General features: G+C 63.2%; 28 protein-coding genes. 23 read left to right on the top strand and 5 right to left on the bottom strand.

All coding sequences use genetic code 11. The features are described 5' to 3' along the window. The first annotated feature begins 40 nt into the window (after positions 1-40). Together HBR94_RS07485 and trxC are read left to right on the top strand one after the other, a co-directional pair. Entirely contained in the window at positions 41-1,504 is a 1,464-nt protein-coding gene (locus HBR94_RS07485; RefSeq protein ID WP_170044454.1) for a protein adenylyltransferase SelO, read from the top strand. Between the two features lie 276 nt (positions 1,505-1,780). Next, positions 1,781-2,215 carry a thioredoxin TrxC gene (gene trxC / locus HBR94_RS07480; protein WP_057437277.1) on the top strand — a complete coding sequence of 145 codons (435 nt, stop codon included), beginning with the start codon at positions 1,781-1,783 and terminating at the stop codon, positions 2,213-2,215. A gap of 81 nt (positions 2,216-2,296) precedes the next feature. Here trxC and HBR94_RS07475 read toward each other — a convergent pair whose 3' ends face one another. After that, positions 2,297-3,067, bottom strand: a complete 771-nt coding sequence (locus tag HBR94_RS07475; protein ID WP_057958100.1) for a ParA family protein — start codon at positions 3,065-3,067, stop codon at positions 2,297-2,299. A gap of 349 nt (positions 3,068-3,416) precedes the next feature. On the opposite strand from HBR94_RS07475, the gene HBR94_RS07470 reads away from it, so the two are divergent. The 20 genes from HBR94_RS07470 (at position 3,417) to HBR94_RS07375 (ending at position 20,939) form a co-directional block, all read left to right on the top strand. Then, positions 3,417-4,136, top strand: a complete 720-nt coding sequence (locus HBR94_RS07470) for a beta-ketoacyl synthase chain length factor (protein WP_057444629.1) — start codon at positions 3,417-3,419, stop codon at positions 4,134-4,136. Further along, entirely contained in the window at positions 4,112-4,924 is an 813-nt protein-coding gene (locus HBR94_RS07465; protein WP_057437274.1) for a lysophospholipid acyltransferase family protein, read from the top strand. Before HBR94_RS07470 ends, HBR94_RS07465 begins: the two co-directional genes overlap by 25 nt. Then, positions 4,902-5,171 carry a phosphopantetheine-binding protein gene (locus HBR94_RS07460; RefSeq protein WP_032862152.1) on the top strand — a complete coding sequence of 90 codons (270 nt, stop codon included), beginning with the start codon at positions 4,902-4,904 and terminating at the stop codon, positions 5,169-5,171. The genes HBR94_RS07465 and HBR94_RS07460 overlap by 23 nt, the downstream gene beginning before the upstream one ends. Positions 5,172-5,180: 9 nt before the next feature. Continuing rightward, the gene (locus tag HBR94_RS07455; protein WP_032862153.1) at positions 5,181-5,435 is read left to right on the top strand and encodes an acyl carrier protein; all 255 of its coding nucleotides are present in this window, start codon (positions 5,181-5,183) and stop codon (positions 5,433-5,435) included. Continuing rightward, entirely contained in the window at positions 5,432-5,977 is a 546-nt protein-coding gene (locus HBR94_RS07450) for a hypothetical protein (protein ID WP_057437272.1), read from the top strand. The genes HBR94_RS07455 and HBR94_RS07450 overlap by 4 nt, the downstream gene beginning before the upstream one ends. After that, positions 5,974-7,644 carry an acyl-CoA synthetase family protein gene (locus tag HBR94_RS07445; protein WP_120731339.1) on the top strand — a complete coding sequence of 557 codons (1,671 nt, stop codon included), beginning with the start codon at positions 5,974-5,976 and terminating at the stop codon, positions 7,642-7,644. Before HBR94_RS07450 ends, HBR94_RS07445 begins: the two co-directional genes overlap by 4 nt. Before the next feature lie 122 nt (positions 7,645-7,766). Further along, on the top strand, positions 7,767-8,501 hold the full coding sequence (locus tag HBR94_RS07440; RefSeq protein WP_057437268.1) for a glycosyltransferase family 2 protein: 735 nt from the start codon (positions 7,767-7,769) through the stop codon (positions 8,499-8,501). Then, positions 8,498-9,436 (top strand): glycosyl transferase, encoded by a 939-nt coding sequence (locus HBR94_RS07435; RefSeq protein ID WP_115127216.1) that lies wholly within the window; start codon positions 8,498-8,500, stop codon positions 9,434-9,436. The genes HBR94_RS07440 and HBR94_RS07435 overlap by 4 nt, the downstream gene beginning before the upstream one ends. Beyond that, a complete protein-coding gene (locus tag HBR94_RS07430; RefSeq protein ID WP_169959911.1) occupies positions 9,417-10,961 on the top strand; it encodes an aromatic amino acid ammonia-lyase in 1,545 nt (514 codons plus the stop codon). Before HBR94_RS07435 ends, HBR94_RS07430 begins: the two co-directional genes overlap by 20 nt. Beyond that, positions 10,954-11,382 carry an acyl-CoA thioesterase gene (locus HBR94_RS07425; protein ID WP_057958093.1) on the top strand — a complete coding sequence of 143 codons (429 nt, stop codon included), beginning with the start codon at positions 10,954-10,956 and terminating at the stop codon, positions 11,380-11,382. The genes HBR94_RS07430 and HBR94_RS07425 overlap by 8 nt, the downstream gene beginning before the upstream one ends. Then, positions 11,376-12,059: an outer membrane lipoprotein carrier protein LolA gene (locus HBR94_RS07420; RefSeq protein WP_225923833.1), complete on the top strand. Its 684-nt coding sequence runs from the start codon at positions 11,376-11,378 to the stop codon at positions 12,057-12,059. Before HBR94_RS07425 ends, HBR94_RS07420 begins: the two co-directional genes overlap by 7 nt. Then, positions 12,049-14,361 (top strand): MMPL family transporter, encoded by a 2,313-nt coding sequence (locus HBR94_RS07415; protein WP_170044453.1) that lies wholly within the window; start codon positions 12,049-12,051, stop codon positions 14,359-14,361. Before HBR94_RS07420 ends, HBR94_RS07415 begins: the two co-directional genes overlap by 11 nt. A 57-nt stretch (positions 14,362-14,418) precedes the next feature. Further along, positions 14,419-15,666 carry a tryptophan 7-halogenase gene (locus tag HBR94_RS07410; RefSeq protein WP_170044452.1) on the top strand — a complete coding sequence of 416 codons (1,248 nt, stop codon included), beginning with the start codon at positions 14,419-14,421 and terminating at the stop codon, positions 15,664-15,666. After that, positions 15,663-16,412 carry a class I SAM-dependent methyltransferase gene (locus HBR94_RS07405; RefSeq protein WP_115127213.1) on the top strand — a complete coding sequence of 250 codons (750 nt, stop codon included), beginning with the start codon at positions 15,663-15,665 and terminating at the stop codon, positions 16,410-16,412. Before HBR94_RS07410 ends, HBR94_RS07405 begins: the two co-directional genes overlap by 4 nt. Next, on the top strand, positions 16,409-16,891 hold the full coding sequence (locus HBR94_RS07400) for a hypothetical protein (protein ID WP_169959915.1): 483 nt from the start codon (positions 16,409-16,411) through the stop codon (positions 16,889-16,891). The genes HBR94_RS07405 and HBR94_RS07400 overlap by 4 nt, the downstream gene beginning before the upstream one ends. Beyond that, positions 16,888-18,054 (top strand): beta-ketoacyl-[acyl-carrier-protein] synthase family protein, encoded by a 1,167-nt coding sequence (locus HBR94_RS07395; protein ID WP_115127212.1) that lies wholly within the window; start codon positions 16,888-16,890, stop codon positions 18,052-18,054. The genes HBR94_RS07400 and HBR94_RS07395 overlap by 4 nt, the downstream gene beginning before the upstream one ends. Next, the gene (locus tag HBR94_RS07390; protein ID WP_057437248.1) at positions 18,051-18,515 is read left to right on the top strand and encodes a hotdog family protein; all 465 of its coding nucleotides are present in this window, start codon (positions 18,051-18,053) and stop codon (positions 18,513-18,515) included. Before HBR94_RS07395 ends, HBR94_RS07390 begins: the two co-directional genes overlap by 4 nt. Next, complete coding sequence (gene fabG, locus HBR94_RS07385; protein WP_115127211.1) at positions 18,508-19,236, top strand: 3-oxoacyl-ACP reductase FabG; 729 nt, start codon at positions 18,508-18,510, stop codon at positions 19,234-19,236. Before HBR94_RS07390 ends, fabG begins: the two co-directional genes overlap by 8 nt. Further along, positions 19,236-20,462: a beta-ketoacyl-ACP synthase gene (locus HBR94_RS07380; RefSeq protein ID WP_115129347.1), complete on the top strand. Its 1,227-nt coding sequence runs from the start codon at positions 19,236-19,238 to the stop codon at positions 20,460-20,462. Before fabG ends, HBR94_RS07380 begins: the two co-directional genes overlap by 1 nt. Before the next feature lie 27 nt (positions 20,463-20,489). Beyond that, positions 20,490-20,939 carry a hypothetical protein gene (locus HBR94_RS07375; protein ID WP_170044451.1) on the top strand — a complete coding sequence of 150 codons (450 nt, stop codon included), beginning with the start codon at positions 20,490-20,492 and terminating at the stop codon, positions 20,937-20,939. A 170-nt stretch (positions 20,940-21,109) separates the two neighbouring features. Here the strand turns inward: HBR94_RS07375 and HBR94_RS07370 are convergent, their stop codons facing one another. Both HBR94_RS07370 and HBR94_RS07365 read right to left on the bottom strand, forming a co-directional pair. Next, positions 21,110-21,367 (bottom strand): type II toxin-antitoxin system PemK/MazF family toxin, encoded by a 258-nt coding sequence (locus HBR94_RS07370; RefSeq protein ID WP_240435956.1) that lies wholly within the window; start codon positions 21,365-21,367, stop codon positions 21,110-21,112. A 53-nt stretch (positions 21,368-21,420) separates the two neighbouring features. After that, entirely contained in the window at positions 21,421-22,314 is an 894-nt protein-coding gene (locus tag HBR94_RS07365; protein WP_057437242.1) for a LysR family transcriptional regulator, read from the bottom strand. A 124-nt stretch (positions 22,315-22,438) separates the two neighbouring features. On the opposite strand from HBR94_RS07365, the gene HBR94_RS07360 reads away from it, so the two are divergent. Next, complete coding sequence (locus tag HBR94_RS07360; RefSeq protein WP_170044450.1) at positions 22,439-23,704, top strand: MFS transporter; 1,266 nt, start codon at positions 22,439-22,441, stop codon at positions 23,702-23,704. Between the two features lie 133 nt (positions 23,705-23,837). Here HBR94_RS07360 and hemE read toward each other — a convergent pair whose 3' ends face one another. Beyond that, positions 23,838-24,905 carry a uroporphyrinogen decarboxylase gene (gene hemE, locus HBR94_RS07355; protein WP_057437235.1) on the bottom strand — a complete coding sequence of 356 codons (1,068 nt, stop codon included), beginning with the start codon at positions 24,903-24,905 and terminating at the stop codon, positions 23,838-23,840. Between the two features lie 241 nt (positions 24,906-25,146). Further along, on the bottom strand, positions 25,147-26,565 hold the full coding sequence (locus HBR94_RS07350) for an FAD-dependent oxidoreductase (RefSeq protein ID WP_034105894.1): 1,419 nt from the start codon (positions 26,563-26,565) through the stop codon (positions 25,147-25,149). Positions 26,566-26,585 lie beyond the last annotated feature (20 nt).

The raw sequence follows: 26,585 nt of genomic DNA, 5'->3' as shown, positions 1-26,585 counted from the left end.
TCCCCAGCAGAATGCTCGGACATTCTGCTGGAGATGGCCGGTGAAAGCCCTCGACGACCTGACCTTCGACAACCGCTTCGCCCGCCTGGGCGATGGTTTCTCAACCCACGTATTGCCCGAGCCCATCGACGAGCCACGGCTGGTGGTGGCGAGCAACGCCGCCATGGCCCTGCTGGACCTCGACCCGGCCGTGGCCGACACGCCGGTGTTCGCCGAACTGTTCGGCGGCCACAAGCTGTGGGCCGAGGCTGAACCGCGGGCGATGGTCTATTCCGGGCATCAGTTTGGCTCTTACAACCCGCAACTGGGGGACGGCCGCGGCTTGCTGCTGGGCGAGGTGTATAACGCGGCGGGCGAGCACTGGGACTTGCACCTCAAGGGCGCCGGGCAAACGCCTTACTCGCGCATGGGCGATGGCCGCGCGGTGCTGCGTTCGTCGATCCGCGAGTTTCTCGCCTCCGAAGCCTTGCACGCCCTGGGCATCCCCAGCAGCCGCGCCCTGTGCGTGATCGGCTCCGACACCCCGGTATGGCGCGAGAAGCAGGAACGCGCGGCCATGGTGCTGCGCCTGGCGCCGAGCCATATCCGCTTTGGGCACTTCGAATACTTCTACTACACCCAGAAAACCGAGCTGCACCAGCAACTGGCCGAGCACGTGCTGAAGCTGCACTTTGCCCAATGCCAGGAGCAACCCGAGCCCTACCTGGCAATGTTCCGCGAGATCGTCGAGCGCAATGCCGAGCTGATCGCCAAGTGGCAGGCCTATGGGTTTTGCCATGGGGTGATGAACACCGACAATATGTCGATCCTGGGGATTACCTTCGACTTCGGGCCGTTTGCCTTCCTCGATGACTTCGACGCCCACTTCATCTGCAACCACTCCGATCACGAAGGCCGCTATTCCTTCAGCAACCAGGTGCCCATCGGCCAGTGGAACCTCAGCGCCCTGGCACAGGCGCTGACGCCATACATCAGCGTTGAAGCCCTGCGCGAGACCCTGGGCCTGTACCTGCCGCTGTACCAGGCCCACTACCTGGACCTGATGCGCCGCCGCCTGGGCCTGACCACCGCCGAGGACGATGACCAGAAACTGGTGGAGCGCCTGCTGCAATTGATGCAGAACAGTGGCGTGGACTACACCTTGTTCTTCCGCCATCTGGGCGACGAATCCGCCGCACTGGCCGTGGCGCGCCTGCGCGATGACTTTGTCGACCGCGCGGGCTTCGATGCCTGGGCCGACGAGTACAAGGCCCGGGTTGAGCGCGACGGCACCGGCAGCGAGGCAGAACGCCGCGAGCGCATGCACGCGGTCAACCCGCTGTATATCCTGCGCAACTACCTGGCACAAAACGCCATCACCGCCGCCGAGTCAGGCGACTACAGTGAAGTGCGAAGACTGCATGAGGTGTTGAGCACGCCATTTGAAGAGCAGCCGGGAATGGAACAGTACGCTCAGCGGCCGCCCGATTGGGGCAAGCATTTGGAGATCAGTTGTTCGTCCTAGCCCTGCTCAATCAATACGCTCATTTCCTGTCATTCCTTCCACTTGCCGTTATCGCATCTTGCTATGAGCGTTAGCCCCGGGATCAAGTTATCGCAGTATGCGATAAGCGTTCAGCAGACCAGTGGCGGTATCTCATACCTGCGTAGGCATCCTGGAGACACCGTCAAACATGTGCACAAGCAAAAATGTGAGCGCATGCGTCGCTACCGCCTAACCTTGATAATCTTGGCCCTGGCTCCAAATAGTGTTCATTGGCAACGTCAACGGAACCCCACCATGTCCGATTCTCTTGTAATCCCCTGCCCACACTGCAACGGCCTCAACCGCATCCCCCACGAACGCCTGGGCGATACCCCGAAGTGCGGGCGCTGCAAGCAGCCGGTGTTGCTGAGCAAACCGTTTGAATTGAACCAGGGCGATTATTCCAGCCAGATCAAGGGCGATTTACCGCTGCTGGTGGACGTGTGGGCCGCGTGGTGCGGGCCGTGCAAGGCGTTTGCGCCGGTGTTTGAACAGGCCGCCGGGCAGTTGGCCGGCAAGTGCCGGCTGGCCAAGCTCGATAGCGAGGCCAACCAGCAGCTTTCGGCACAATTGGGGATTCGCTCGATTCCCAGCCTGATCCTGTTCAAGAACGGCCGGGAAGTGGCGCGCCAGAGCGGGGCGTTTCCGTTACCGCAACTGATGAGCTGGTTGCGTAGTCAAGGGGTGTAACCCCAGATGACAGTGTGTCAGTTGATGCCTCTGCAAGCTGGCACCCCCTGATCGCAGGCTCGCCAGCTCCCACATTTCAGATCAGGCGTTTTCCAGCAAGTTATGCAGCTCCACAAACTGCAGGGTCAGTTTGTGGCGCGGGTCCAGGTGGATCAGCGGTTTGCTTTCCTGATGGGACTCGCGCATGCGCACCGAGCTGGCCAGGTACACCGGCAGCACCGGCAGGCCTTCGGCAATCAACTCGTCCAGCATCTTCTGCGGCAGGCTCGCCCGGGCCTGGAACTGGTTGACCACGATGCCTTCCACTTCGAGGCCTTCGTTGTGGTCCTCCTTGAGTTCTTCGATTTCCGCCAGCAGGCCATACAGCGCCTGCCGTGAGAAGCTGTCACAGTCGAAAGGAATCAACACACGATCAGCGGCGATCAGCGCCGAAACCGCATAGAAGTTCAGGGCCGGCGGCGTATCCAGGTAAATCCGGTCGTAATCCTCGGACAATTCATCCAACAGCTTTCGCAGCTTGTTGATCTTGTGCTTGGCCTCGAGCTTGGGCTGCAGGTCCGCCAGCTCTGCGGTGGCGGTGATGACATGCAGGTTGTCGAAGGGGGTTTCGTAGATATCCACCTGGTTTTTCTTCGAAAACGGCCCGGAAGACAGGGTCTGCTTGAAGAAGTCGGCAATACCCATGGGAATATCGTCGCCCGTCAGCCCCGTCAGGTACTGGGTCGAGTTGGCCTGGGCATCGAGGTCCACCAACAGGGTTCGATAGCCTTCACTGGCACTGACCGCTGCCAGGTTGCAGGCGATGCTGGATTTGCCAACGCCGCCTTTTTGATTGAACACCACGCGCCGCATGGAAAAACCTCCGTGTATCAATGAATGCCCGAGTGTAGAGGGCAAAAGCGCCCGCTCGCTACCTTGATCAAGCTTGTACTACAGCATCTGGGGATGGATCCCGCATAACTATCTCGTAACACGCCAACCAATACAGAGTTACCTGACACCAGACACCCGTAGCCATTGGCGGACAATCACTGATCCTTTTTCGCCGACTTTGTAATATCTCGTGAACAATTCTTTACCAAAGTTTGCTAGAACCCCACAGCACCGGGATAATGCGCGCCACTCGGCCATCGCGCCATGTCCCGTCGTGGCGGGGCAATTTGCAGCACAAGGAAGCCCGCAGGGGCGGGAAATCTTCTCAGTGATCAACTTCAACATCGCCCAATGGCGTGCCTGGGCCCCTGGGCTCGACAGCGAGGATGCCTGGCGCGACTGGTGCCAGGCCAAGGTGTTGCTCGCCCAAAGCGATGCCGCGCCCGATGTGTCGTTCCTGCCGGCCATGCAGCGCCGGCGCCTGAGCCGCCTGGCGCGGATGGCCTTCAGCGTCGGCTGGCCATTGGCCGAAGGTTTGCAGGATCTGCCGCTGGTGTTTGTTTCACGTCACGGCGAAACCCCGCGCACCCTGGATATTCTCAGCGACCTGGCCAATGACCAGCCCCTGTCGCCCACCCAGTTCAGCCTGTCGGTGCACAACGCGGTAATTGGCCTGTGGTCGATCCTGCGCAATGAAACCAGCGAAATGACTGCCCTGGCAGCCGCGGGCGACGGCCTGGAGCACGGCATGCTCGAGGCCGCCGCCCTGCTCAACGAAGGCGCGCCGGCGGTATTGCTGGTGATTACCGAAGAGCAGCCACCTCCAGCCTACGCACGCTGGATCGACGACGTGCCGTTCCCCTACGCCCTGGGCCTGCTGCTGACCCCAGGCGACGAATGGCAACTGGCGCTGCACACCGCGACTGTCCAACCTGCCAAGACCCAGTGGCCCCATGCCCTGAACCTGCTGTGCACCCTGCTTACCGAGCAGGGTGCCTGCCAACATGCCTGGAAGAACCGAGTATGGAACTGGCAACGCAAACCCTGACCGACAAGCCCCGGGACGCCTACTACTGGCGCCTGTTCGCCACGGCCGCCAGCTTCGTGCTGTTCGGCCTGGGCGGCCTGTGCCTGCGCCTGCTGGTGTTTCCCCTGCTCAGTTGCCTGCCGGGGGATGCGCAGCAGCATCAGCGCCGTGCGCGCCTGACCATCGGCCGCCTGTTCTGGTTCTTTATCAACATGATGTACCGCGCCGGCATTCTCACCTACAGCGTCGAGGGTGCCGAAAAACTCGGGCGCCCCGGGCAGATGATCATCGCCAACCACCCGTCGCTGATCGACGTCGTCGTGCTGATCGGCCTGGTGCGCGATGCCAATTGCGTGGTCAAGCAAAGCCTGTGGCATAACCCTTTCACCCGTGGCCCGGTGAGCGATGCCGGCTATATCAGCAATGACGGCAGCATCGACATGCTCGATGCCGCCGCAGGCGCCCTGAGGGGCGGCCAGACCCTGATTATCTTTCCCGAAGGCACCCGCACCGTACCGGGCAAAGCCCCGGCCTTTCATCGCGGGGCCGCCGCCATCGCCCTGCGCGGTGCGACAATCATCACCCCCGTGGTGCTCAAGGTCAGCCCGACCACGCTGACCAAGGCCGAGCCCTGGTATCGCATCCCCCACCGCCGCTTTCACTTCAGTTTGCAGGTGGGTGCCGATATAGACCCACAGGTGTTTGCCTCACAAGGGCCAGCGCCTCAGGCCTCACGCAAGCTCAACGATTACCTGCATCACTATTTCATTAAGGAGCTCGCCGAAGATGAGCAACCCAAACAGCCTTGAGCACGAAATCAAAACCCTGATCATCGAGGCCCTGGGCCTGGAAGATATCGACGCCTGCGACATTGGCAGCGAGCAAACCCTGTTCGGCGAAGGCCTGGGCCTGGATTCGGTAGACGCCCTGGAACTGGGCCTGGCGATCCAGAAAAAGTACGGCATCAAGATCGACGCCGACGCCAAGGACACCCGCAATCACTTTATCAACGTGGCCAGCCTCGCGGCGTTCGTCACGGCCAGACAGGCAGCTTGAGACCCAACCATGCAAACTCGTGACGATATCTTCAACACCCTGCGCGACGCCCTGGTGGAACTGTTTGAACTGGACCCGGCACGGGTCACTCTCGACGCCAACCTGTACCAGGACCTGGAAATCGACAGCATCGATGCCGTGGACCTGATCGACCATATCAAGCGCCAGACCGGCAAAAAAATCGCCGCCGAAGAGTTCAAGGCCGTGCGTACGGTCAATGACGTGGTCGAGGCGGTCTACCGCCTGGTCCAACCGGCCGCATGAGCCGGCTGATCGGCCTTGGCCTGTTGCTGGTAGGGCTGCTGTACCCTTTTGCGGTGTATTACGGCACGGAGCATTTCGCTCCGTGGCAATTCGGCCTGCTGCTGGCCAGCCTGTGGTTGCTGCGCGCGCTGACCGGCCCGCGACGCCCTGGCAGTGGCTGGATGGCGGTGGCTGCAATTGTGTTTTGCCTGCTGCTGGCCTGGTTCGACAACCCGCAACTGCTGCGCTGGTACCCGAGCCTGGTCAGCGTGTTCATGCTGGCGCTGTTCGGCCTGAGCCTGAAATACGGCCCGCCGATGGTCGAGCGCCTGGCGCGCCTGAGCGATCCGCAATTGCCCGAAAAGGCCATTGCGTACACACGCCAGGTCACCGTGGCATGGAGTGTGTTTTTCTTGTGTAACGGCCTGCTCGCCGCCGCGCTCACCCTGTGGGCACCGCTGAGCTGGTGGACGTTGTACAACGGTCTGATCGCCTACGGCTTGATGGGGCTGTTGTTTGCCGTGGAATGGCTGATACGACAAAGGGTTCGAGGCCGCGTATGAATTGGGTCAATCTTGAGCATCTGTTGCTTGAGCCTGTGGAACTGCGTTTGGTCACTACCGAACCGTCGATGAATCACGCGCAACTGTGCGAGCGGGCCCTGAGCCTGGCGTCCGGCCTGCAAGCCCGTGGCATCCAGCGCCTGGCGGTGCACCTGAACGACGCCGGCGAGCTGGCGATCGCCTTGCTGGGCGCCTGGCAGGCCGGGGTCAGCGTGTTGCTGCCCGCCGACCTGCAACCCCAGACCCGCCAACGCTGGGCCGCTGATGTTGACGCCTGGCTGACCGAAGCGGGCGACCTTGACGCGCTCTACCAGCCCCCAGTTGCCGCCGCCGCCCTTGACCTGGATACCTGCCAGTTGAGCCTGTGCACCTCCGGCTCCAGCGGCGAGCCCAAGCGCATCGACAAAACCCTGCGCCAGCTGGCCAATGAGGTCCAGGCCCTGGAAGCCTTGTGGGGCGCCGACCTGGGCCAGGCCTGCATCATCGGCAGCGTCGCCACCCAGCATATCTACGGCCTGCTGTTCCGCGTGCTGTGGCCGCTGTGCGCTGGGCGCACGTTTGTACGTGAGCAACTGCCGTTCCCCGAAGACTTGCAGCGCGTCAGCCGCCAGCACCCGCACTTTGCCTGGGTGGCCAGCCCGGCCCTGCTCAAGCGCATGGGCGACAATCTTGACTGGGCCGCCTTGAGCACGGTCAAGCGCGTGTTCTCCTCCGGTGGCGCACTGCCCGGCGACGCGGCCGACAGCCTGCATCAACGCCTGCAGCAGTGGCCGACGGAGATCCTCGGCAGCTCGGAAACCGGCGGCATTGCCTGGCGCCAGGGCCACGCGCCGTGGCAGCCGTTTGCCGATGTGCAACTGAGCCAGGATGCCGACGGCGCCTTGCGCATTGCCTCGCCGTACCTGCCAGCGGGGCATGTCGAGCAGACTGCCGATGCCGCCCAGATCCACGCCGACGGGCGCTTCGAACTGCTCGGGCGCCTGGATCGGATCGTCAAGCTGGAAGAAAAACGCATCTCCCTGCCGATGCTCGAACAAGCCTTGGCGGATCACGCCTGGGTCGCCGAAGCGCGCCTGGGCGTGGTCCAGGAAAACCGCGCGTCCCTCGGCGCCCTGGTGGTGCTCAATGGCGACGGCCTGCACGCCTTGCGCAACCAAGGCCGACGGACCGTCACCCAAACCCTGCGCCAACACTTGGGCCAGCATTGCGAAGCCCTGGCCCTGCCCCGCCGCTGGCGCCTGTTGCGGCAGTTGCCGCTCAACCCCCAGGGCAAGCTGCCCCAGGCGCACATCGAAGCCCTGCTGCTGGCGCCGCGCCCCAAGGCGCCGGACGTCCTGGCGCAGGTCGAGAGCGACGGCGAATGGACCCTGCAACTGAGCATTCCGCCGGACCTGGCCTACTTCAGCGGCCACTTCCCCCACACCCCGGTGCTGCCGGGGGTGGTGCAGGTGGAATGGGCGTTCAATCTGGGCCAGCAACTGCTCGATCTCCCGCCGACCTTTGCCGGCATGGAAGTGCTCAAATTCCAGCAACTGGTGCGCCCGGGCGATGTGGTCGAGTTGCACCTGCGTTTTGATCGCGAGCGGGGCAAGTTGTATTTCGCTTATCGCAATGACAGTGCGGCGTGTTCCAGCGGGCGGGTTTTGCTGGAGAATTCTCATGCATAGGTTGGGTGAGCGCTGCGCGCTCAATCGCGGGCAAGCCCGCTCCCACAATGGGTACACATTCCCAATGTGGGAGCTGGCTTGTCTGCGATGCAGGCAACTCGGTCCATCAGGTGTCCGCCACCATGCATAACCCCTGCGCCCTGATCCCGGTCTACAACCATGAAGCCGCCGTGCCCGCCGTGGTCCGCAGCCTGCTGGAGCATGGCCTGCCCTGCCTGCTGGTGGACGATGGCAGCAGCCCCGCCTGCGCCGCCGTACTGGCGCAACTGGCCAGCCTGGACAACGTCTCGCTGATCACCCTGCCCACCAACCAGGGCAAGGGCGGTGCGGTGCAAGTCGGTTTTCGCGAAGCCGCACGCCTGGGCTTTACCCATGCCCTGCAAGTGGACGCCGACGGCCAGCACGACCTGCGCGAAGTCGCCCTGTTTATCGACGCCTCGCGCACTCACCCCGATGCGGTGATCTGCGGCTACCCCGAATACGACGATAGCGTGCCCAAGGGCCGCCTCTACGCCCGCTACCTGACCCATGTCTGGGTGTGGATCAACAGCCTGTCGCTGCAGATCCGCGACTCGATGTGCGGCTTTCGCATCTACCCGCTGGCACCGGTGCTGGCGCTGATGGACTCGGCGCGGATCGGCAAGCGCATGGATTTCGACTCCGACATCCTCGTGCGCCTGTCATGGCGCAACCAGCCGATGCGCTGGCTGCCGACCAAGGTGCATTACCCGGCCGATGGCCTGTCGCACTTTCGGATGTTCCACGACAACCTGCTGATTTCGTCGATGCACACCCGGCTGTTCTTTGGCATGTTGCTGCGCGCACCGCTGATCCTCTGGCGACGGTGGCAAGCATGAGCGAAAACACCCGGCATTGGGCCGACCGCCAGGAGCGCGGCAGTTTCTGGCTGATGAAGCTCACCGCGTTCGCCGCCAAGGTCCTCGGACGCCGGGTGCTGAGCCCACTGCTGTATGGCATCGTCCTGTACTTTTTCGTGTTTGGCCGCGCTGCGCGCCAGAGCATCTGGCAATACCAGCAGCGCCTGGCCGACTGGAGCGGGCGCGACGAGCTGCGCCCCAGCCACAAAAAGGTCTTCGGCCAATTCATGGCCTTCGCCGACGCCTTGCTGGACAAGCTCGACGTATGGAACGGCAAGCTGCGCCTGGAACAGATCGAGATCATCGACCCGGCCCAGTTGCGCGGGCAACTGCGCGGCGAACGCGGGCAGATGCTGGTGGGTGCGCACCTGGGCAACCTGGAAGTGTGCCGGGCCCTGGCGGAGCTGGGCGAGAAAGTCACCATGAATGTGCTGGTGCACACCAAGCATGCCGAACAGTTCAACCGCCTGCTGGGCGAAGCCGGGGCGAGCAACCTGCGGCTGATCCAGGTCAGCGAACTGGACCCGGCGGTGATGCTGCTGCTCAGCCAGCGCCTGGACGACGGTGAATGGCTGGCAATTGCCGGCGACCGTATCCCGCTGCATGGCGGGCGCACCGTGCGCGTGGATTTTCTCGGCCATAGCGCGGCCTTCCCCCAGGGCCCGTGGTTGCTGGCCGGGCTGCTCAAATGCCCGGTCAACCTGCTGATGTGCCTCAAGCACCAGGGCCGCTATCGTTTGATCATCGAGCCCTTCGCCCAATTGATCGAATGGAAACGCAGCGACCGCCCGCAAGTGATCGCCCACTGGGCCGCCCGCTACGCCGAACGCCTGGGCCAGTTCTGCCTGGAAGCGCCCCAACAATGGTTCAACTTTTACCCTTTCTGGAAGACCGATGACGACGCATCTGCTTGAGCCGGTAACCTTCGGCGAACTCCCTTTGCGCATCGAAGATGTGCTGGCCCTGGCCAACCGTCAGGCGCCCACTCGCCTGCAAGACGATGCCGGGTACCGCCTGCGCATCGCCAAGGGTGCGCAGTTCCTCGATTCGCTGCTGGACAAAGAAGGCGTGATCTACGGCGTGACCACCGGCTATGGCGACTCGTGCGTGGTGGCGGTGCCGTTGCAGCATGTCGAGGCATTGCCGCGCCACCTGTACACCTTCCACGGCTGCGGCCTGGGCAAGTTGCTCGACGCCCAGGCCACCCGTGCGGTGCTGGCGGCGCGTTTGCAGTCGCTGTGCCATGGCGTGTCCGGGGTGCGGGTTGAACTGCTGGAGCGCCTGCATGCGTTTCTTGAACACGACATCCTGCCGCTGATCCCGGAAGAAGGCTCGGTCGGCGCCAGCGGCGATCTGACGCCGCTGTCGTACGTGGCCGCGACCTTGTCCGGCGAACGTGAAGTGCTGTTCCGTGGCGAGCGCCGCCTGGCTGCCGATGTCCATCGCGAGCTGGGCTGGACCCCGCTGGTGCTGCGACCCAAGGAAGCCCTGGCGTTGATGAACGGCACCGCGGTGATGACCGGCCTGGCCTGCCTGGCCTTCGCCCGCGCCGACTACCTGCTGCAACTGGCCACACGCATCACCGCGCTGAACGTGGTGGCGTTGCAAGGCAACCCGGAGCACTTCGACGAACGCCTGTTCGCCGCCAAACCACACCCCGGGCAGATGCAGGTCGCAGCCTGGCTGCGCAAGGACCTGGCGATCGACGCCCCGACCGCGCCGCTGCACCGCTTGCAAGACCGCTACTCGCTACGCTGCGCGCCCCACGTCCTCGGCGTGCTGGCCGACAGCCTGAACTGGCTGCGCTCGTTTATCGAGATCGAACTCAACAGTGCCAACGACAACCCGATCATCGACGCCGAAGCCGAACGCGTGCTGCACGGCGGGCACTTCTACGGCGGGCATATCGCCTTTGCCATGGACAGCCTGAAGAACCTGGTGGCCAACGTCGCCGACCTGCTCGACCGGCAACTCGCGCTGCTGGTGGACGAGCGCTACAACCATGGCTTGCCGAGCAACCTGTCGGGCGCCCCGGCGGACCGCGCAATGATCAACCACGGCTTCAAGGCGGTGCAGATCGGCACCAGCGCCTGGACCGCCGAAGCGTTGAAAAACACCATGCCGGCCAGCGTGTTTTCGCGCTCCACCGAATGCCACAACCAGGACAAGGTCAGCATGGGCACCATCGCCGCCCGCGATGCGATCCGCGTCTTGGAGCTGACCGAACAAGTGGCCGCCGCCACCTTGCTCGCCGCCAACCAGGGCGTGTGGTTGCGCGCCCAGGTCAAGGATGCACGGCCGTTGCCGCCAGCCCTGGCCGCGATGCACGAGGCACTGGCCAAGGACTTCCCGCCGGTGATCGAAGACCGGGCCCTGGAAGGCGAACTGCGCCTGTGCCTGCAACGCATCGCCGCGCAACACTGGAGGCTGCATGCGTAGCCCCGGCGTATTGCACAGCGACACACAAATCCTCGTACCGTTCTTCGACATCGACACGATGAACGTGGTCTGGCACGGCCACTACGTGAAGTACCTGGAAATCGCCCGTTGCGCGTTGCTCGACAAGCTCGGCCACAACTACACGGCAATGCTCGAATCCGGCTATGCGTGGCCGGTGATCGACATGCAACTGCGCTACGTGCGTGGCGCCACCTTTGGCCAGACCCTCAACGTGCGCGCCAGCCTGGTGGAGTGGGAGAACCGCTTGAAGGTCAACTACCTGATCACCGACCTTGCCAGCGGCGAGCGCCTGACCCGCGCCAGCACCGTGCAAGTGGCCGTAGAAATTGCCAGCCGCGAGATGCAACTGGCCTCGCCAACCGTGTTCACCACCGCCGTCGAAAGGGCCTTGAAATGCTGACCCCTGTGGGAGCTGGCTTGCCGGCGATGGACGTCAACGCTAACCCAGGGGCCCTGACACTGCGCAGCGCCCTGAGGTTTTTTGCGAGCAAGCTCGCACCTACAGCGGCAGGGTTGTTGCTGAGCTTCGGGGCTTATGCTTTTGACCTGCAACAGCTCAGCGATCAACTGGCCAAGCCTACGGTGATCCACGGCAACTTCATCCAGGAAAAACACCTGCGTGCCCTGCCCCAGCCGCTGACCAGCACAGGTACCTTCGTCCTGGCCAAGGACCACGGCCTGCTCTGGCTGCTGAAAACCCCGCTGCAGCAGGACTACCGCATCAACGCCCAGGGTATTGCCCGCCGTGATGCAAACGGTTGGCAGCCACTGCCGAACAAAAGCGCCGGCGCCGAGCAGAACCGTTTGTTCCTCGCCGTGCTGCAAGGCGACAGCAGTGGCTTGCAGCGCGACTTCGAGTTGCAGCTGCAAGGCGAAGCCAAGGCCTGGAAACTCACGTTGATCCCGCGCTCGCTGCTGCTCAAGCAAGTGTTCACCCAAATCAATATCGACGGCGGCGAACTGGTGCACACCATCGAGTTGCTGGAAACCCAAGGCGACAGCACCCTGTTGCGCATGCAGGACAGTACCAGCACGCAACCTTTGAGCGACGCGGAGCAACACGACTTTGCCCAGTGAGCGTTGGTTGCCGCGCCTGTTCCTGATCCTGCTGGTGGCGGTGCTGGCCCTGGCCGGCTGGCAATGGCGCCAGGGCGCGCCGTTGTCGGCCAACCTGATGGAACTGGTGCCGGGTAACACCCCGGACGCCCTGGAGCTGGCGGCCGAGCAGCGCATGCAGGAACCCCTGAACCGCGAGATGCTGGTGCTGGTCGGGCATGCCGAGCGTCAGCAGGCGGTGGCCATGGCCGAACAATTGGGCGAGCGCTGGCAGGCCAGCGGTCTGTTTGAAAAAGTCACCTGGACCCTGCAAGCCGACCTGCCTGCCCTGCGCCAGCAATTGCTGCAAGGGCGCCTGGCGATGCTGTCGACCAAGGACCGCGAACAGTTGATCGGCGAGCCTGCGGCGTTTATCGCAGAGCGGGTACACACACTGTTCGATCCCTTTACCGGCTTCAGCCTGGTCCCCAGCCAGGACGACTGGCTGGGCCTGACCGGACGCATCCAGAGCAGCCAGCCACAACACGGCGCGGTGCAACTGGACATCGGCAGCGGCGCGCTGATCGCCGATGCCGACGGCAAGAGCTGGGTACTGCTGCGTGCACGTACCCAGGGCAATGCCTTTGATATGAAGCTGCCGCTGCAAGTCGCCGACTTGCTGCAAGCCAGCCGCGAACAGGCCGCCCAGCACGGCGTGCAACTGCTCGCCGCCAGCGGCCTGTTGTACGCGGCCAACGGTCAACAACAAGCCAGCCGCGAGATGACCTGGGTCGGCGGTGGCGCAACGGTGGGGATCCTGTTGCTGTTGCTGCTGGCGTTTCGTCGCTGGCGGGTGTTGCTGGCGTTTGTCCCGGTGCTGGTGGGCATGCTGTTTGGCGCGGTGGCCTGTGTGGCGCTGTTCGGCCATATGCATGTGATGACCCTGGTGCTGGGCGCGAGCCTGATCGGCGTGGCCGTCGACTACCCGCTGCACTACCTGTCCAAGAGCTGGAGCCTGCAACCCTGGCGCAGCTGGCCAGCCTTGCGCCTGACCCTGCCGGGCCTGAGCCTGAGCCTGGCCACCAGTTGCATCGGCTACCTGGCCCTGGCCTGGACGCCGTTCCCGGCGCTGACCCAGATCGCCGTATTCTCCGCCGCCGGCCTGGTGGGCGCCTACCTGTCGGCGGTGTGCCTGTTGCCGGCGCTGCTCAACGGCATGGACCTGCGCCCGGCGCAATGGCCGCTGCGGGTCGCCGAGTTCCTGCTGGGGGTGCGTGAGTCGCTGCTCAAGCGCCTGCCGAGCCAGGCATTGCTAGTGCTGGCCCTGCTGTTCTGCGCCGGTGGCCTGTGGCAGCTGAACAGCAAGAACGATATTCGCCAGTGGATCAGCGCGCCGCCGCAACTGCTGCAAGAAGCCCAGGCGATTGCCCGCATTACCGGCTACCAGCCCACCAGCCAGTTCTTCCTGGTACGCGCGGACAATCAACAGCAGTTGCTGGAACGCCAGGCGGCGTTGAGCCTGCGCCTGGATCAACTGGTGCACATGGAAAAACTGCAAGGCTACCTGGCGCTCAATCAACTGGTCAGCCCCCCCGGCGAACAGCAGCAATTGCGCGAAGCCCTGAATCAACTGCCTGCCCTGTGGCAGCCGCTGCTCGACCTCGGCATCCCCGCCAGCGCCCTGCAAGCAGAGCTGGCGCAGTTGCAGGCGCTGCCCACCGCCGACATCGACGCCGCCCTGGCTGGCCCGCTGGCCGAGCCGTGGCGCCTGCTGTGGCTGGGCAATGTCGAGGGCGGCGTGGCGGCGATGGTCAGCCTGCAAGGCTTGAACAACCCGGCGCTGCTGCGCATCCAGGCCCTGGACCTGCCGGGCGTGCAACTGGTGGACCGCCTCGGCGACTTGAACCAGGTATTTGCCGCAACCCAGATCAGCGCTGCCGAATTGAAATTATTGTCCTGTGTACTGATCGTCTTGCTGCTGATCCTGCCCTTTGGCCTGGGCGGCGCGCTGCGGATTGTCGCCCTGCCGCTGCTGGCTGCGCTGTGCAGCCTGGCCAGCCTCGGTTGGCTGGGGCAGCCGTTGACCCTGTTCAGCCTGTTCGGCCTGCTACTGGTGACGGCGATCAGCGTCGATTATGCAATCCTCATGCGCGAACAGATCGGCGGTGCCGCTGTCAGCCTGCTGGGGACGTTGCTGGCAGCCGTCACCACCTGGCTGTCCTTTGGCCTGCTGGCGGTGTCCAGCACCCCGGCGGTGAGTAATTTCGGCCTGTCGGTCAGCCTGGGCCTGGCCTTCAGCTTTATGCTGGCGCCATGGGCCGGCCGCCAGGAACATGCGCAATGATGCCCACTAATTTTTTTGAGTTGAATGTGATGATCGCCAACCCGGCAAGGAGCCACAGTGCCCACAGTTGAAATGGAACGCCGCCAGGTCGTGGTGATCGGTGCCGGCCCGTCCGGTGCCATTGCGGCCGCGCTGCTCAAGCGTAACGGGCATGATGTATTGATCATCGAGCGCGAGCACTTCCCGCGTTTTTCCATCGGCGAGAGCCTGCTGTCCCACTGCATCGACTTTATCGAAGAAGCCGGCATGCTCGAGGCCGTCAACGCCGCCGGTTTCCAACTGAAAACCGGTGCCGCGTTTGCCTGGGGCGAGCGCTACAGCGCCTTTGATTTCGGTGACACGTTCAGCGACGGCAAGCCCACGACCTTCCAGGTCCAGCGCGCCGATTTCGACAAGTTGCTGGCCGATCAGGCGGCGCTGCAAGGCGTAGAGATCCGTTACGGCCAGACCCTGGTCGGGGTGGATTTCGCCGCCGGCCACCGCTACCTGCATGTACGCCGCGAAAACGGTCGCGAATACCACATCAAGGCCGGCTTCGTCCTCGACGCCAGCGGTTACGGCCGCGTGCTGCCACGCCTGCTGAACCTGGAGGCGCCGTCGAACTTCCCGCTGCGCCAGGCGGTGTTCACCCACGTCGAAGACCGTATCGAACATCCGGGCTTCGACCGCAGCAAGATCCTTATCACCACCCACCCGACCCAGCGCGATATCTGGTTCTGGACCATCCCGTTCAGCAACGGGCGCTGCTCGGTGGGCGTGGTCGCGGCCAAGGAGCATTTCGCCGGCTGCGATGGGGATCTGGATGCCTGCATGCGCCGCTTTATCGAACAAACCCCGAGCCTGTCCAGCGTGCTGGCGAATGCCGTGTGGGATACCCCGGCCCGGACCATTGGCGGCTACTCGGCGAACGTCACCACCCTGCATGGCCCGGGGTTTGCGCTGCTGGGCAATGCCGCGGAGTTCCTCGACCCGGTGTTCTCGTCCGGCGTGACCATCGCCATGCGCTCGGCCAGCATGGCCGCCGGCCTCTTGCACCGCCAGCTCAAGGGCGAAAGCGTGGACTGGCAAACCGAGTTCGCGGTGCCGCTCAAACGCGGGGTCGACACCTTCCGCTGCTACGTCGAAGGCTGGTACGCCGGCACCTTCCAGGATGTGATCTATCACCCTGGCAGCTCGCCGGAAATCCGCCGCATGATCAGTTCGATCCTCGCCGGCTACGCCTGGGATGAACGCAACCCCTTTGTCAGCGAACCCAAGCGCCGCTTGCGGATGCTCTCGGAAATTTGTGCGGCAGAAAACCTATGAGCAGCCCACCTGTGTCAAAAGAGTACTTGAGCAAAAACTACGTCGAAGAAACCAAATTCGGCTTCTGGTTCCTGCGCAGCCACACCTGGCAGCATCATGTGCTGCGCGTGGCAATCAACGACCTGCGCAGCCTGTTCAGCACCCCGCTGCCGGAAGCACCCGTGCTGCTGGATGCCGGTTGCGGCCAGGGCAAGTCGTTCCGTTATTTGCAGCAGGTGTTCGCCCCCCAGCGCCTGATCGGCCTTGACGCCGACCCCCACAGCCTCGACCTGAGCCGTGCCGAAGCGGCGCGCCAGGGCATTGATATCGAGTTGATCGGCAGCGATTGCGCAACCCTCAAGGTGGCCGATGAGAGTGTCGATATCCTGTTCTGCCACCAGACCTTCCACCACCTGGTGGAGCAACAGCGGGCACTCACCGAGTTCTATCGGGTGCTCAAGCCGGGCGGCTACCTGCTGTTTGCCGAGTCCACCGAAGCCTATATCGACACCTGGGTGATTCGCTGGCTGTTCCGCCACCCGATGCATGTGCAGAAAAGCGCCGCCGAGTACCTGGAGATGATCCGCGACCAGGGTTTCGAGTTTGGCCCGCAGAATGTGTCGTACCCGTACCTGTGGTGGAGCCGCTCGGCTGACTTCGGCCTGCTGGAGCGTTGGGGCCTGCGTCAGCCCAAGCCGTTTGGCGAGCGTGAAGAGACCCTGGTGAATGTGGTTGCACGCAAGCCACTCGCAGGCCCGCCAGCATGATCCGCGCGCTGTTGATCGGCTGCCTGTTGCTGCTGGCCGCGTGCGCCAGCCAGCCGCCACTGCCGGTGCATACACCGAGCCTGGCCTTGCCCCTGCAATTGCATATCGAGCGCGAGCAGGACGGCCAGCGCCAGGACTGGTTGCTGGTGATCCAGCGCGAAGGCGAGGCCCTGCGTTGGTCACTGATGGACCCGCTGGGCATCCCCCAGGCCCGGCAAAAGCTGGTGGCCGGCCGTTGGCAGGCGGATGGCCTGCTACCGCCCAACCCCCAGGCCCGCGAGCTGTTTGCGGCGCTGCTGTTCGCCCTGACCCCGGCCGCTGAAATGCCCGGCAACTACCCCCACGCCCGTGAAGACGATGGCGTCCGGGTACTCAAGCCGCACTGGCAGGTGATCTACCGCGCCCCCTTGACCTTCAGCGTGAACATGCCCGGCCAGCACCTGAACTATCGCGTCACCGCGCTTGAGAGCAGCCCATGACCGCCTACCTCAATGCCCTGGGGATCATCTGCGCCCTGGGCCGTGGCCAGCAGGCCGTGCGGCGCAATCTGTTTGCCGGGGATTGCTCGGGTATGCGCGCCGAGAGCGGTTGGGTGCCCGAGCGAGTACTGCCGGTGGGCAGCGTGCCTGGCGAACTGGCGCCACTGCCGCCGCACCTGGCCCAGCAGAGCAGTCGCAATAACCAGCTGTTGCTGGAGGCCGCCTTGCAGATCGAAGGCCCGATCCGGCAGGCGATCGACACCTTTGGCGCCTCGCGTATCGGTGTGGTGCTGGGTACCAGCACCTCGGGCATTGATGAAGCCAGTCGCGGCATCGCCCATTACCTGCGCGAAGGGCAGTTCCCCGAGGCCTATGACTACCGGCAGCAGGAACTCGGCGCCCCGGCCAACTTCCTCGCCGACTGGCTGCAACTGAGCGGCCCGGCCTATGTGATTTCCACTGCCTGCACTTCCAGCGCCCGCGCAATGATGAGCGCACGCCGCCTGCTGGACCTGGGCCTGTGCGATGCGGTGCTGTGTGGCGGGGTCGATAGCCTGTGCAAGCTGACCCTCAATGGCTTTACCTCGCTGGAAGCGGTCTCCAGCGAACGCTGCAACCCGTTTTCGGTGAACCGCAACGGCATCAATATCGGCGAGGCGGCGGTGCTGTTCCTGATGAGCAAAACCCCGGCGCCCATCGCCCTGCTGGGTAGCGGCGCCAGTTGCGATGCGCACCATATTTCTGCGCCAGAGCCCAGCGGCAAGGGCGCATTGCAGGCCATGAGCAAGGCCCTGGCCAGCGCGAAACTGGCGCCGGCGCAGATCGGCTACCTGAACCTGCACGGCACCGCCACCCAGCATAACGACGCCATGGAAAGCCTGGCCGTGGCAAGCCTGTTCCCCGCCGGTGTAGCCTGTTCCTCGACCAAGCCCATGACCGGCCATACCCTCGGCGCTGCCGGGGCGCTGGAAGCGGCGTTCTGCTGGCTGAGCCTGATGGAAGGTGCTGTGCCGCCCCATATCTGGGACGGCCAAGCCGACCCGGCGCTGCCCGCCCTGCGCTGGGCCAAGGTCGGCGACCTCCTGGAAAAACGCTGCCTGATGAGTAACTCGTTTGCCTTCGGCGGCAATAACGTCAGCCTGATTATCGGAGACGCCCTATGAGCCATTGGCCACTCGCCGAACTGCTGCCCCACGCCGGGGACATGATCCTGATCGACCAGGTGTTGGCGTTCGATGAAGAACAGATCCGCACCCGCGTCACCGTCAAGCCCGGCGGCCTGTTCAACCGCCCTGACGGCAGCCTGCCGGCCTGGGTCGGCGTCGAGTTGATGGCGCAAAGCGTGGCCGCCTATGCCGGCTGCCGCGCGCGCCAGAACGGCGAAGCGGTGGAGTTGGGCTTCCTGCTGGGCACGCGCAAATTCGAATGCAATGTCGAGCACTTTCCCGCCGGCAGCGAACTGACCATCCACGGCCTGCGCTCCCTGGAAGACGACAACGGCATGGGTGTGTTCGAATGCCACCTGACCGGCGACGGGATCCAGGCCAGCGCCCGCCTGAACGTATTTCGACCGCCCCAGGCGGCCAACTATTTAGCTGAATCGAAGGACACGCGTCATGACTGAATCCGTACTGGTCACCGGCTCCAGCCGGGGTATCGGCCGCGCTATCGCCCTGCGCCTGGCCCAGGCCGGCCATGACATTGTGCTGCATTGCCGCAGCGGCCGCGCCGAGGCAGATGCCGTACAGGTCGAAGTCGAGGCCCTGGGCCGCAAGGCGCGGGTACTGCAATTCGACGTGGCGGACCGGGCCACCTGCAAGCAGATCCTTGAAGCCGACGTAGAAACCCACGGCGCCTATTACGGCGTGGTGCTGAATGCCGGGCTGACCCGCGATGGCGCGTTCCCGGCGTTGTCGGAAGACGACTGGGACGTGGTGATGCGTACCAATCTCGATGGTTTCTATAACGTGCTGCACCCAGTGATGATGCCGATGATCCGGCGTCGTGCGGCCGGGCGCATTGTGTGTATTACCTCGGTCTCGGGGCTGATCGGCAACCGTGGCCAGGTCAACTACAGCGCGTCCAAGGCCGGCCTGATCGGCGCCGCCAAGGCCCTGGCCATTGAGCTGGGCAAGCGCAAGATCACCGTCAACTGCGTGGCCCCGGGCCTGATCGACACGGCAATGCTCGATGAGAATGTGCCGGTGGAAGAACTGATGAAAATGATCCCCGCGCAACGCATGGGCACCCCCGAAGAGGTCGCCAGTGCGGTGAACTTCCTGATGTCAGCCGAAGCCGGCTACATCACCCGCCAGGTCCTGGCCGTGAACGGGGGCCTGTGCTGATGAAACGTGTGGTAGTCACCGGCATGGCCGGCATGACCTCCCTGGGTAGCGACTGGGACACCATCGTCGCCAACTTCCGCGCCCGGCGCAGCGGTATCCGGCGCATGGACGAGTGGGATCGCTTCAGCGAACTGAACACCCGCCTGGCCGGGCCGATTGACGACTTTGTGGTGCCCGCCCACTGGACCCGCAAACAATTGCGCAGCATGGGCCGGGTCTCGCGCCTGGCGGTGTGGGCCGCCGAGCAGGCGCTGCAGGACGCAGGCCTGCTGGGCGATGCGTCGATCAAGGATGGGCGCATGGGTGTCGCCTGCGGCTCATCCACCGGCAGCACCGACGAGATCAAGGCATTCGGCAATATGCTGCTCAACTCAGTGGCCGAGGGTCTGAACGCCAACTCCTACGTGCGCATGATGCCGCACACCACGGCGGCCAATATCAGCATCTTCTTTGGCCTCACCGGGCGCCTGATCCCCACGTCCAGCGCGTGTACCAGCGGCAGCCAGGGCATCGGCTATGCCTATGAAGCGATCAAGTTCGGCCGCCTGCCACTGATGCTCGCCGGTGGCGCCGAAGAACTGTGCCCCACCGAAGCCATGGTGTTTGACGCGCTCTACGCCACCAGCCTGAAAAACGACGCGCCGCAAACCAGCCCACGGCCCTACGACAGCGGTCGCGACGGCCTGGTGATCGGCGAAGGCGGCGGCATGCTGGTGCTTGAGGAGCTGGAACATGCCCTGGCCCGTGGTGCGCATATCCATGCCGAAATCGTTGGTTTTGGCAGCAACGCCGACGGCCAGCACACCACGCGACCTGAACAGACCACCATGCGCCGCGCCATGGAGCTGGCCCTCGAAGATGCCGGCCTGGCGCCGGATGCCATCGGTTATGTGAACGGCCACGGCACCGCCACCGAACAAGGCGACATTGCCGAAACCCAGGCCACCAGCAGCCTGTTCGGCAGCCGCATGCCCATCAGCTCGCAGAAGAGTTTTCTCGGCCATACCCTGGGCGCCTGCGGGGCGCTGGAGTCGTGGTTCAGCATCGAGATGATGAACCGCGACCAGTACGTGCCGACCTTCAACCTCGATCAAGTGGACCCGCGCTGCGGCGAGCTGGATTACCTGCGCGGCGAGTTCCGCCAGATGCACAACGACTACGTGATGAACAACAACTTTGCCTTTGGCGGCGTCAACACGTCGCTGATCTTTCGCCGCTGGCAGTAAGCCTTTTATTTGATTGGAGAGAACGCAATGTCTTTGTTGCTACGCGCCACCCTTATCGCCCTGACCCTGCTGACCGCTGCCGGCTGCACCAGCAAGCCGGTGCTCAACACCCAGCACGCGCTTGCCGCCAACGAGCAGGTCAGTGAAGAGAAAATGAAACAGAGCATCCTCACCGCCCTGGACAAGCGCAACTGGACCGTGCAACGCGCCGACCCACGCCTGATCCAGGCCCAGATCAACGTGCGCAACCGCTACTACGCCGAAATCGACATTCGCTACACCGGCACCAGCTACGCCATCACTTATCGCGACAGCCAGGAACTGGGCTACAAGAACGGCAAGATCCATCGCAACTACAACCGCTGGGTGAGCATGCTCGACCGCGACATCATGACCGCGTTGCGCTCTAACGGCGCCGCGCAAGCGGGTACCGCGGCACAGTTGTTCAAGGAGACGGGGACGTCGAAGCAGAACTGATCGGCGCCTGAAAAACCGGCATCGACCTAGCACCAGAAACAACAAAGGGCGCCTTTCGGCGCCCTCTTCACAAGCAGGCTGGCTTGGCCTTAACAGCTAAAAACTGCTCACTGGAAAGTTCAGCGATTTTGTAAGTTCGTTTACCAGGCCGATCCTTACGCTTGATTCGATCAAGTCGTCCAAGGCTGACGGTGGCAACGATGTCGCATTTCGCCCAGCACACTGGGTTCGCTTTCAAGCTGCAAGTGGTGTGCGAGTACCGTCTGCGGCGCCGTGGTACTTAGGGGCACAACCGTTACCAACAGCTTATTGGTCCTGTGCCTGCGTATCACAATGACGGGTCTGATCTTGATGATTTCCGGCACCTCATAGCCTCGAAAATCACGAATCAACACACTGCCTTCTTTGGGCTGATAGAGAAGTGTCATCCATATCACTCAGTGAAAAACAAACGGTTCCGGTACCTGATATGTGAACGCCGCTACACCAACGCCTTACGCGTCAGCAGCTCGACAAACGCCTTGGCCATGGGTGACTGCTGGTCCTTGCGCTGCACCAGCCACACTGCCGTTACCGCCTCCGGGTCGAGCAAGGTGCGGTAGACCACACCGTCGATGCGGATGCGCTGGTATGACGCCGGCAACACCGAGACTCCCAACCCCGCCGCCACCAGGCCGATGATGGTCATGGCCTCGCCCGCCTCCTGGGCGAAGTGCGGGCTGAAACCGGCATCGCGGGCCAGGTTGATCAACTGTGCGTACAAACCACTACCGTAGGCCCGTGGGAAGAATACGAAGGGTTCTTCAGCCAACTGCGTCAGGTGCAAACCGCGCTCGCTGCCTTGCGCCAACGGATGCCCGGCACTGAGTACCGCCACCAGGGGCTCACGCATCAGCTCTACGACACTCAATGCATCGGGCAATGGCAACGGGCGCATCAAGCCGACCTGGATCGTTTCATCCCCCAGCGCATCAGCCACCTCGGTGCTGCTCATCTCCTGCAAATTCAAATGCACTGCCGGGAAGGCCTGGCGAAAAGCAAAAATCGCCTGTGGGATGCTGGAGTTGAACGGCGCCGAAGAGGTGAAGCCAATCTTCAGTTCCCCCAGCTCCCCCAACTGCGCTCGGCGTGCCACATCCGCAGCCTTGTCGACCTGGGCCAGTACCAGGCGGGCTTCCGTGAGGAACAAGCGCCCGGCCTCGCTCAGCTCGACCCGACGATTGGTGCGTTCGAACAACCGGGCGCCGACCTCCTGCTCCAGCGCCTGGATCTGCTGGCTCAAGGGCGGCTGAGAGATGCCCAGGACCTGGGCGGCCCGGCCGAAATGCAGCTCTTCAGCCACGGCGATGAAGTAGCGCAAGTGGCGCAATTCCATGAAAACCTCATTAGGTCGTAAAAGCTATCAAACAGGTCGAACAATATATTGGAAAGAATCATTAGCCAGCTATATTCTTTTTTGCATGGCCAGTCCTGGCTGCCTTTGCTTCCCGAGGTCCCGCGTGAAAGCTGCTGTCGCTCCGCTTGCCCAAGAACGTCCGCCCACTGCCCTGGATGAGGTGGTGGCGCAGCTCAACGACGTGTACATCGAAAAAGGTACGCCGATGTTTATGCGTACAGTGCTCGCGCTGTTTTCCGGTGGCTTTGCCACCTTTGCCCTGCTGTATTGCGTACAGCCGATGATGCCGGTGCTGTCCCACGAATTTTCCATCAACGCCGCGCAGAGCAGCCTGATCCTCTCCGTCTCCACCGCGATGCTCGCCTTTGGCCTGCTGATCACCGGGCCGATTTCCGACCGCCTGGGGCGCAAACCGGTGATGGTCACCTCGCTGTTCTGCGCAGCCGTGTGCACCATCGCCAGCGGCCTGATGCCGACCTGGGAAGGCATCCTGTGGATGCGCGCGCTGCTCGGTCTGTCCCTCAGTGGCCTGGCGGCCGTGGCCATGACCTACCTCAGCGAAGAGATCCACCCGCAGCACATCGGCCTGGCCATGGGCCTGTACATCGGCGGCAATGCGATTGGGGGCATGAGCGGGCGCCTGATCACTGGCGTGTTGATCGACTTTGTCAGCTGGCACACGGCAATGCTGATCATCGGCGCACTGGCGCTGATTGCGGCGACGGTGTTCTGGAAGATCCTGCCGCCCTCGCGCAACTTCCGCGCCAGCAGCCTCAAGCCGCGCAACCTGGTCAACGGTTTCGTCATGCACTTCAAGGATGCCGGCCTGCCCTGGCTGTTTCTTGAGGCCTTTGTGTTGATGGGGGCGTTTGTCACGCTGTTCAACTACATCGGCTACCGCTTGCTGGCCGATCCCTATGACCTGAGCCAGGCGGTGGTGGGCCTGCTGTCGGTGGTGTACCTGTCGGGCATCTACAGCTCGGCGAAGATTGGCTCGCTGGCCGACCGCCTCGGCCGCCGTCGCGTACTCTGGGCCACGATTGTGCTGATGCTGGCCGGCATCACCCTGACCCTGTTCAGCCCGCTGCCACTGATCATCATCGGCATGCTGATCTTCACCTTCGGCTTCTTCGGCGCCCACTCGGTAGCCAGCAGTTGGATCGGCCGCCGCGCCCTGAAAGCCAAGGGGCAGGCGTCGTCGCTGTACCTGTTCAGTTATTACGCAGGGTCGAGCATTGCCGGGACGGCCGGTGGGTTTTTCTGGCATTACGCCGGATGGAACGGGATTGGCGGGTTTATCATCGCGCTGCTGATCGTGGCGCTGCTGGTGGCGTTGAAACTGGCCAAGTTGCCACCGCTCAAACTGTAGGCGCTGGCTTGCCAGCGATGTGGCCCGAAGAATCACCACAAGGCTCAGGCATGTCATCGCCGGCAAGCCGGCTCCTACAACAATCGTCAGCCAATAAAAAACCGGCCTGAGCCGGTTTTTTATTAGCTGATGCTTACTCGTGATACTGCGCCGACAACTCATGCACCGCACGCAGGAACGCGCCTGCATGCTCTGGGTTCACTTCCGGGGTGATGCCATGGCCGAGGTTGAACACGTGGCCGCTGCCCTTGCCGTAGCTGGCGAGGATGCGGCCCACTTCGGCGCGGATCGCTTCCGGCTTGGCGTAGAGCACGGTCGGGTCCATGTTGCCTTGCAGGGCCACCTGGTTGCCGACGCGGCGACGGGCTTCGCCCAGGTCGCAGGTCCAGTCCAGGCCCAGCGCATCGGCGCCCGCATCAGCGATGCTTTCCAGCCACAGGCCGCCGCCCTTGGTGAACAGGATCACCGGCACTTTGCGGCCTTCGTGTTCGCGGATCAGGCCGCTGACGATTTTGCGCATGTAGGCCAGGGAGAACTCCTGGTACGCCGCCGCCGACAGGTTGCCGCCCCAGGTGTCGAAGATCTGCACCGCTTGCGCGCCGGCCATGATCTGGCCGTTGAGGTAGGACACGACCGACTGCGCCAGCTTGTCCAGCAGCAAGTGCATGGCTTGTGGGTTGTCGTAGAGCATGGCCTTGGTCTTGCGGAAGTCTTTCGACGAACCGCCTTCGACCATATAGGTGGCCAGGGTCCATGGGCTGCCGGAGAAGCCGATCAGCGGTACGCGGCCATTGAGCTCACGGCGGATGGTGCTGACGGCGTCCATCACGTAACCGAGGTCTTTGTGTGGGTCCGGGATCGGCAGGGCTTCGATGTCGGCCAGGGTGCTGATCACTTTCTTGAAGCGTGGACCTTCGCCGGTTTCAAAGTACAGGCCTTGGCCCATGGCATCGGGGATGGTCAGGATATCGGAGAAAAGAATGGCCGCATCCAGTTGTGGATAACGGTCCAGCGGCTGCATCGTGACTTCGCAGGCGAACTCCGGGTTCATGCACAAGCTCATGAAATCGCCCGCGTTGGCGCGGCTGGCGCGGTACTCCGGCAGGTAGCGACCGGCTTGACGCATCATCCACACGGGGGTGACGTCTACGGGTTGCTTGAGCAGGGCACGAAGGAAACGGTCGTTCTTGAGGGCAGTCATGTCGGCATCCGCAAAAAAAGTGCGGGCATTTTCTCAGAGCCGGACGCAAAAGGCACGGTTACAGGTCAGCCTTTTGTCTATCGGGTCAATTTGTCGCGGACATGAAAGCACCGCAAAACAAATGTGGGAGCGGGCTTGCTCGCGAATGCGGGTTGTCAGTGGACATATCTGGTCACTGTTAGATCGCATTCGCGAGCAAGCCCGCTCCCACATTTTTGATCCCATTCCAGGGGGATCAGTATTAGACCTGCAAGTAGTCCAGGATGCCCTCGGCGGCGTTGCGGCCTTCGAAGATCGCCGTCACCACCAGGTCAGAGCCGCGCACCATATCGCCACCGGCGAAGATTTTCGGGTTGCTGGTCTGGTGCTTGTACTGGCCTTGTTCCGGGGCCACGACGCGGCCCTGGCTGTCGGTCTGGATCTGGAACTGCTCGAACCACGGCGCCGGGCTTGGGCGGAAGCCGAAAGCGATGACCACGGCGTCAGCCGGGATGATCTCTTCGGAACCCGGGATCGGCTCGGGGCTGCGGCGGCCACGGGCGTCCGGTTCGCCGAGACGGGTCTCGACCACCTTCACGCCTTCGACGCGGTCTTCGCCGACGATCGCGATCGGCTGGCGGTTGTAGAGGAATTTCACGCCTTCTTCCTTGGCGTTCTTCACCTCTTTGCGCGAGCCCGGCATGTTGGCCTCGTCACGGCGATAGGCACAGGTCACCGACTTGGCGCCCTGGCGGATCGACGTACGGTTGCAGTCCATCGCGGTGTCACCACCGCCCAGTACCACGACCTTCTTGCCTTTCATGTCGACGAAATCTTCCGGCGACTTTTCAAAGCCCAGGTTGCGGTTGACGTTGGCGATCAGGAAGTCGAGCGCGTCATACACGCCCGGCAGGTCCTCACCGGCAAAGCCGCCCTTCATGTAGGTGTAGGTGCCCATGCCCATGAATACCGCATCGTATTCTTCGAGCAGTTGCTCCATGGTGATGTCTTTGCCGATTTCGGTGTTGAGACGGAACTCGATACCCATGCCGGTGAAGACTTCGCGGCGATTACTCAGCACGGTCTTTTCCAGCTTGAACTCGGGGATGCCGAAGGTCAGCAGGCCACCGATTTCCGGGTTCTTGTCGAACACCACCGGGGTCACACCGCCACGCACCAGCACGTCAGCACAACCCAGGCCCGCCGGGCCCGCGCCGATAATCGCCACGCGCTTGCCGGTCGGCTTGACCTTGGACATGTCCGGGCGCCAGCCCATGGCGAACGCGGTGTCGGTGATGTACTTCTCCACCGAGCCGATGGTCACCGCACCAAAGCCGTCGTTGAGGGTGCAGGCACCCTCGCACAGACGATCCTGGGGACACACCCGGCCGCAGACTTCCGGCAGGGTGTTGGTCTGGTGCGACAGCTCGGCGGCGGCGAGGATATTGCCCTCGGCCACCAGCTTGAGCCAGTTGGGAATGAAGTTGTGCACCGGGCACTTCCATTCGCAATACGGGTTACCGCACCCCAGGCAGCGGTGGGCCTGATCGGCCGAGTGCTGGGGTTTGAAGGGTTCGTAGATCTCCACGAACTCTTTCTTGCGTTGACGCAACAGTTTCTTCTTCGGATCTTTGCGCCCGACATCGATGAACTGGAAGTCGTTATTCAGACGTTCAGCCATGTTAAAACCTCATCAAACTC

This window comes from Pseudomonas sp. WS 5412 (assembly GCF_012985615.1).
Lineage (GTDB): Bacteria > Pseudomonadota > Gammaproteobacteria > Pseudomonadales > Pseudomonadaceae > Aquipseudomonas > Aquipseudomonas shahriarae.
This window is presented reverse-complemented; position numbering and strand designations above follow the sequence as displayed.

Excerpts from the sequence above, each read along its gene's own strand:
- HBR94_RS07425 (WP_057958093.1), top strand. The coding sequence starts at position 10,954 with ATGCGTAGCCCCGGCGTATTGCACAGCGACACACAAATCCTCGTACCG.
- HBR94_RS07395 (WP_115127212.1), top strand. The coding sequence starts at position 16,888 with ATGACCGCCTACCTCAATGCCCTGGGGATCATCTGCGCCCTGGGCCGT.
- fabG (WP_115127211.1), top strand. The coding sequence starts at position 18,508 with ATGACTGAATCCGTACTGGTCACCGGCTCCAGCCGGGGTATCGGCCGC.
- HBR94_RS07390 (WP_057437248.1), top strand. The coding sequence starts at position 18,051 with ATGAGCCATTGGCCACTCGCCGAACTGCTGCCCCACGCCGGGGACATG.
- HBR94_RS07450 (WP_057437272.1), top strand. The coding sequence starts at position 5,432 with ATGAGCCGGCTGATCGGCCTTGGCCTGTTGCTGGTAGGGCTGCTGTAC.
- HBR94_RS07365 (WP_057437242.1), bottom strand. The coding sequence starts at position 22,314 with ATGGAATTGCGCCACTTGCGCTACTTCATCGCCGTGGCTGAAGAGCTG.
- HBR94_RS07405 (WP_115127213.1), top strand. The coding sequence starts at position 15,663 with ATGAGCAGCCCACCTGTGTCAAAAGAGTACTTGAGCAAAAACTACGTC.
- HBR94_RS07350 (WP_034105894.1), bottom strand. The coding sequence starts at position 26,565 with ATGGCTGAACGTCTGAATAACGACTTCCAGTTCATCGATGTCGGGCGC.
- HBR94_RS07460 (WP_032862152.1), top strand. The coding sequence starts at position 4,902 with ATGAGCAACCCAAACAGCCTTGAGCACGAAATCAAAACCCTGATCATC.
- HBR94_RS07435 (WP_115127216.1), top strand. The coding sequence starts at position 8,498 with ATGAGCGAAAACACCCGGCATTGGGCCGACCGCCAGGAGCGCGGCAGT.
- hemE (WP_057437235.1), bottom strand. The coding sequence starts at position 24,905 with ATGACTGCCCTCAAGAACGACCGTTTCCTTCGTGCCCTGCTCAAGCAA.
- HBR94_RS07420 (WP_225923833.1), top strand. The coding sequence starts at position 11,376 with ATGCTGACCCCTGTGGGAGCTGGCTTGCCGGCGATGGACGTCAACGCT.
- HBR94_RS07445 (WP_120731339.1), top strand. The coding sequence starts at position 5,974 with ATGAATTGGGTCAATCTTGAGCATCTGTTGCTTGAGCCTGTGGAACTG.
- HBR94_RS07455 (WP_032862153.1), top strand. The coding sequence starts at position 5,181 with ATGCAAACTCGTGACGATATCTTCAACACCCTGCGCGACGCCCTGGTG.
- HBR94_RS07440 (WP_057437268.1), top strand. The coding sequence starts at position 7,767 with ATGCATAACCCCTGCGCCCTGATCCCGGTCTACAACCATGAAGCCGCC.
- trxC (WP_057437277.1), top strand. The coding sequence starts at position 1,781 with ATGTCCGATTCTCTTGTAATCCCCTGCCCACACTGCAACGGCCTCAAC.
- HBR94_RS07375 (WP_170044451.1), top strand. The coding sequence starts at position 20,490 with ATGTCTTTGTTGCTACGCGCCACCCTTATCGCCCTGACCCTGCTGACC.
- HBR94_RS07370 (WP_240435956.1), bottom strand. The coding sequence starts at position 21,367 with ATGACACTTCTCTATCAGCCCAAAGAAGGCAGTGTGTTGATTCGTGAT.
- HBR94_RS07380 (WP_115129347.1), top strand. The coding sequence starts at position 19,236 with ATGAAACGTGTGGTAGTCACCGGCATGGCCGGCATGACCTCCCTGGGT.
- HBR94_RS07430 (WP_169959911.1), top strand. The coding sequence starts at position 9,417 with ATGACGACGCATCTGCTTGAGCCGGTAACCTTCGGCGAACTCCCTTTG.
- HBR94_RS07475 (WP_057958100.1), bottom strand. The coding sequence starts at position 3,067 with ATGCGGCGCGTGGTGTTCAATCAAAAAGGCGGCGTTGGCAAATCCAGC.
- HBR94_RS07465 (WP_057437274.1), top strand. The coding sequence starts at position 4,112 with ATGGAACTGGCAACGCAAACCCTGACCGACAAGCCCCGGGACGCCTAC.
- HBR94_RS07400 (WP_169959915.1), top strand. The coding sequence starts at position 16,409 with ATGATCCGCGCGCTGTTGATCGGCTGCCTGTTGCTGCTGGCCGCGTGC.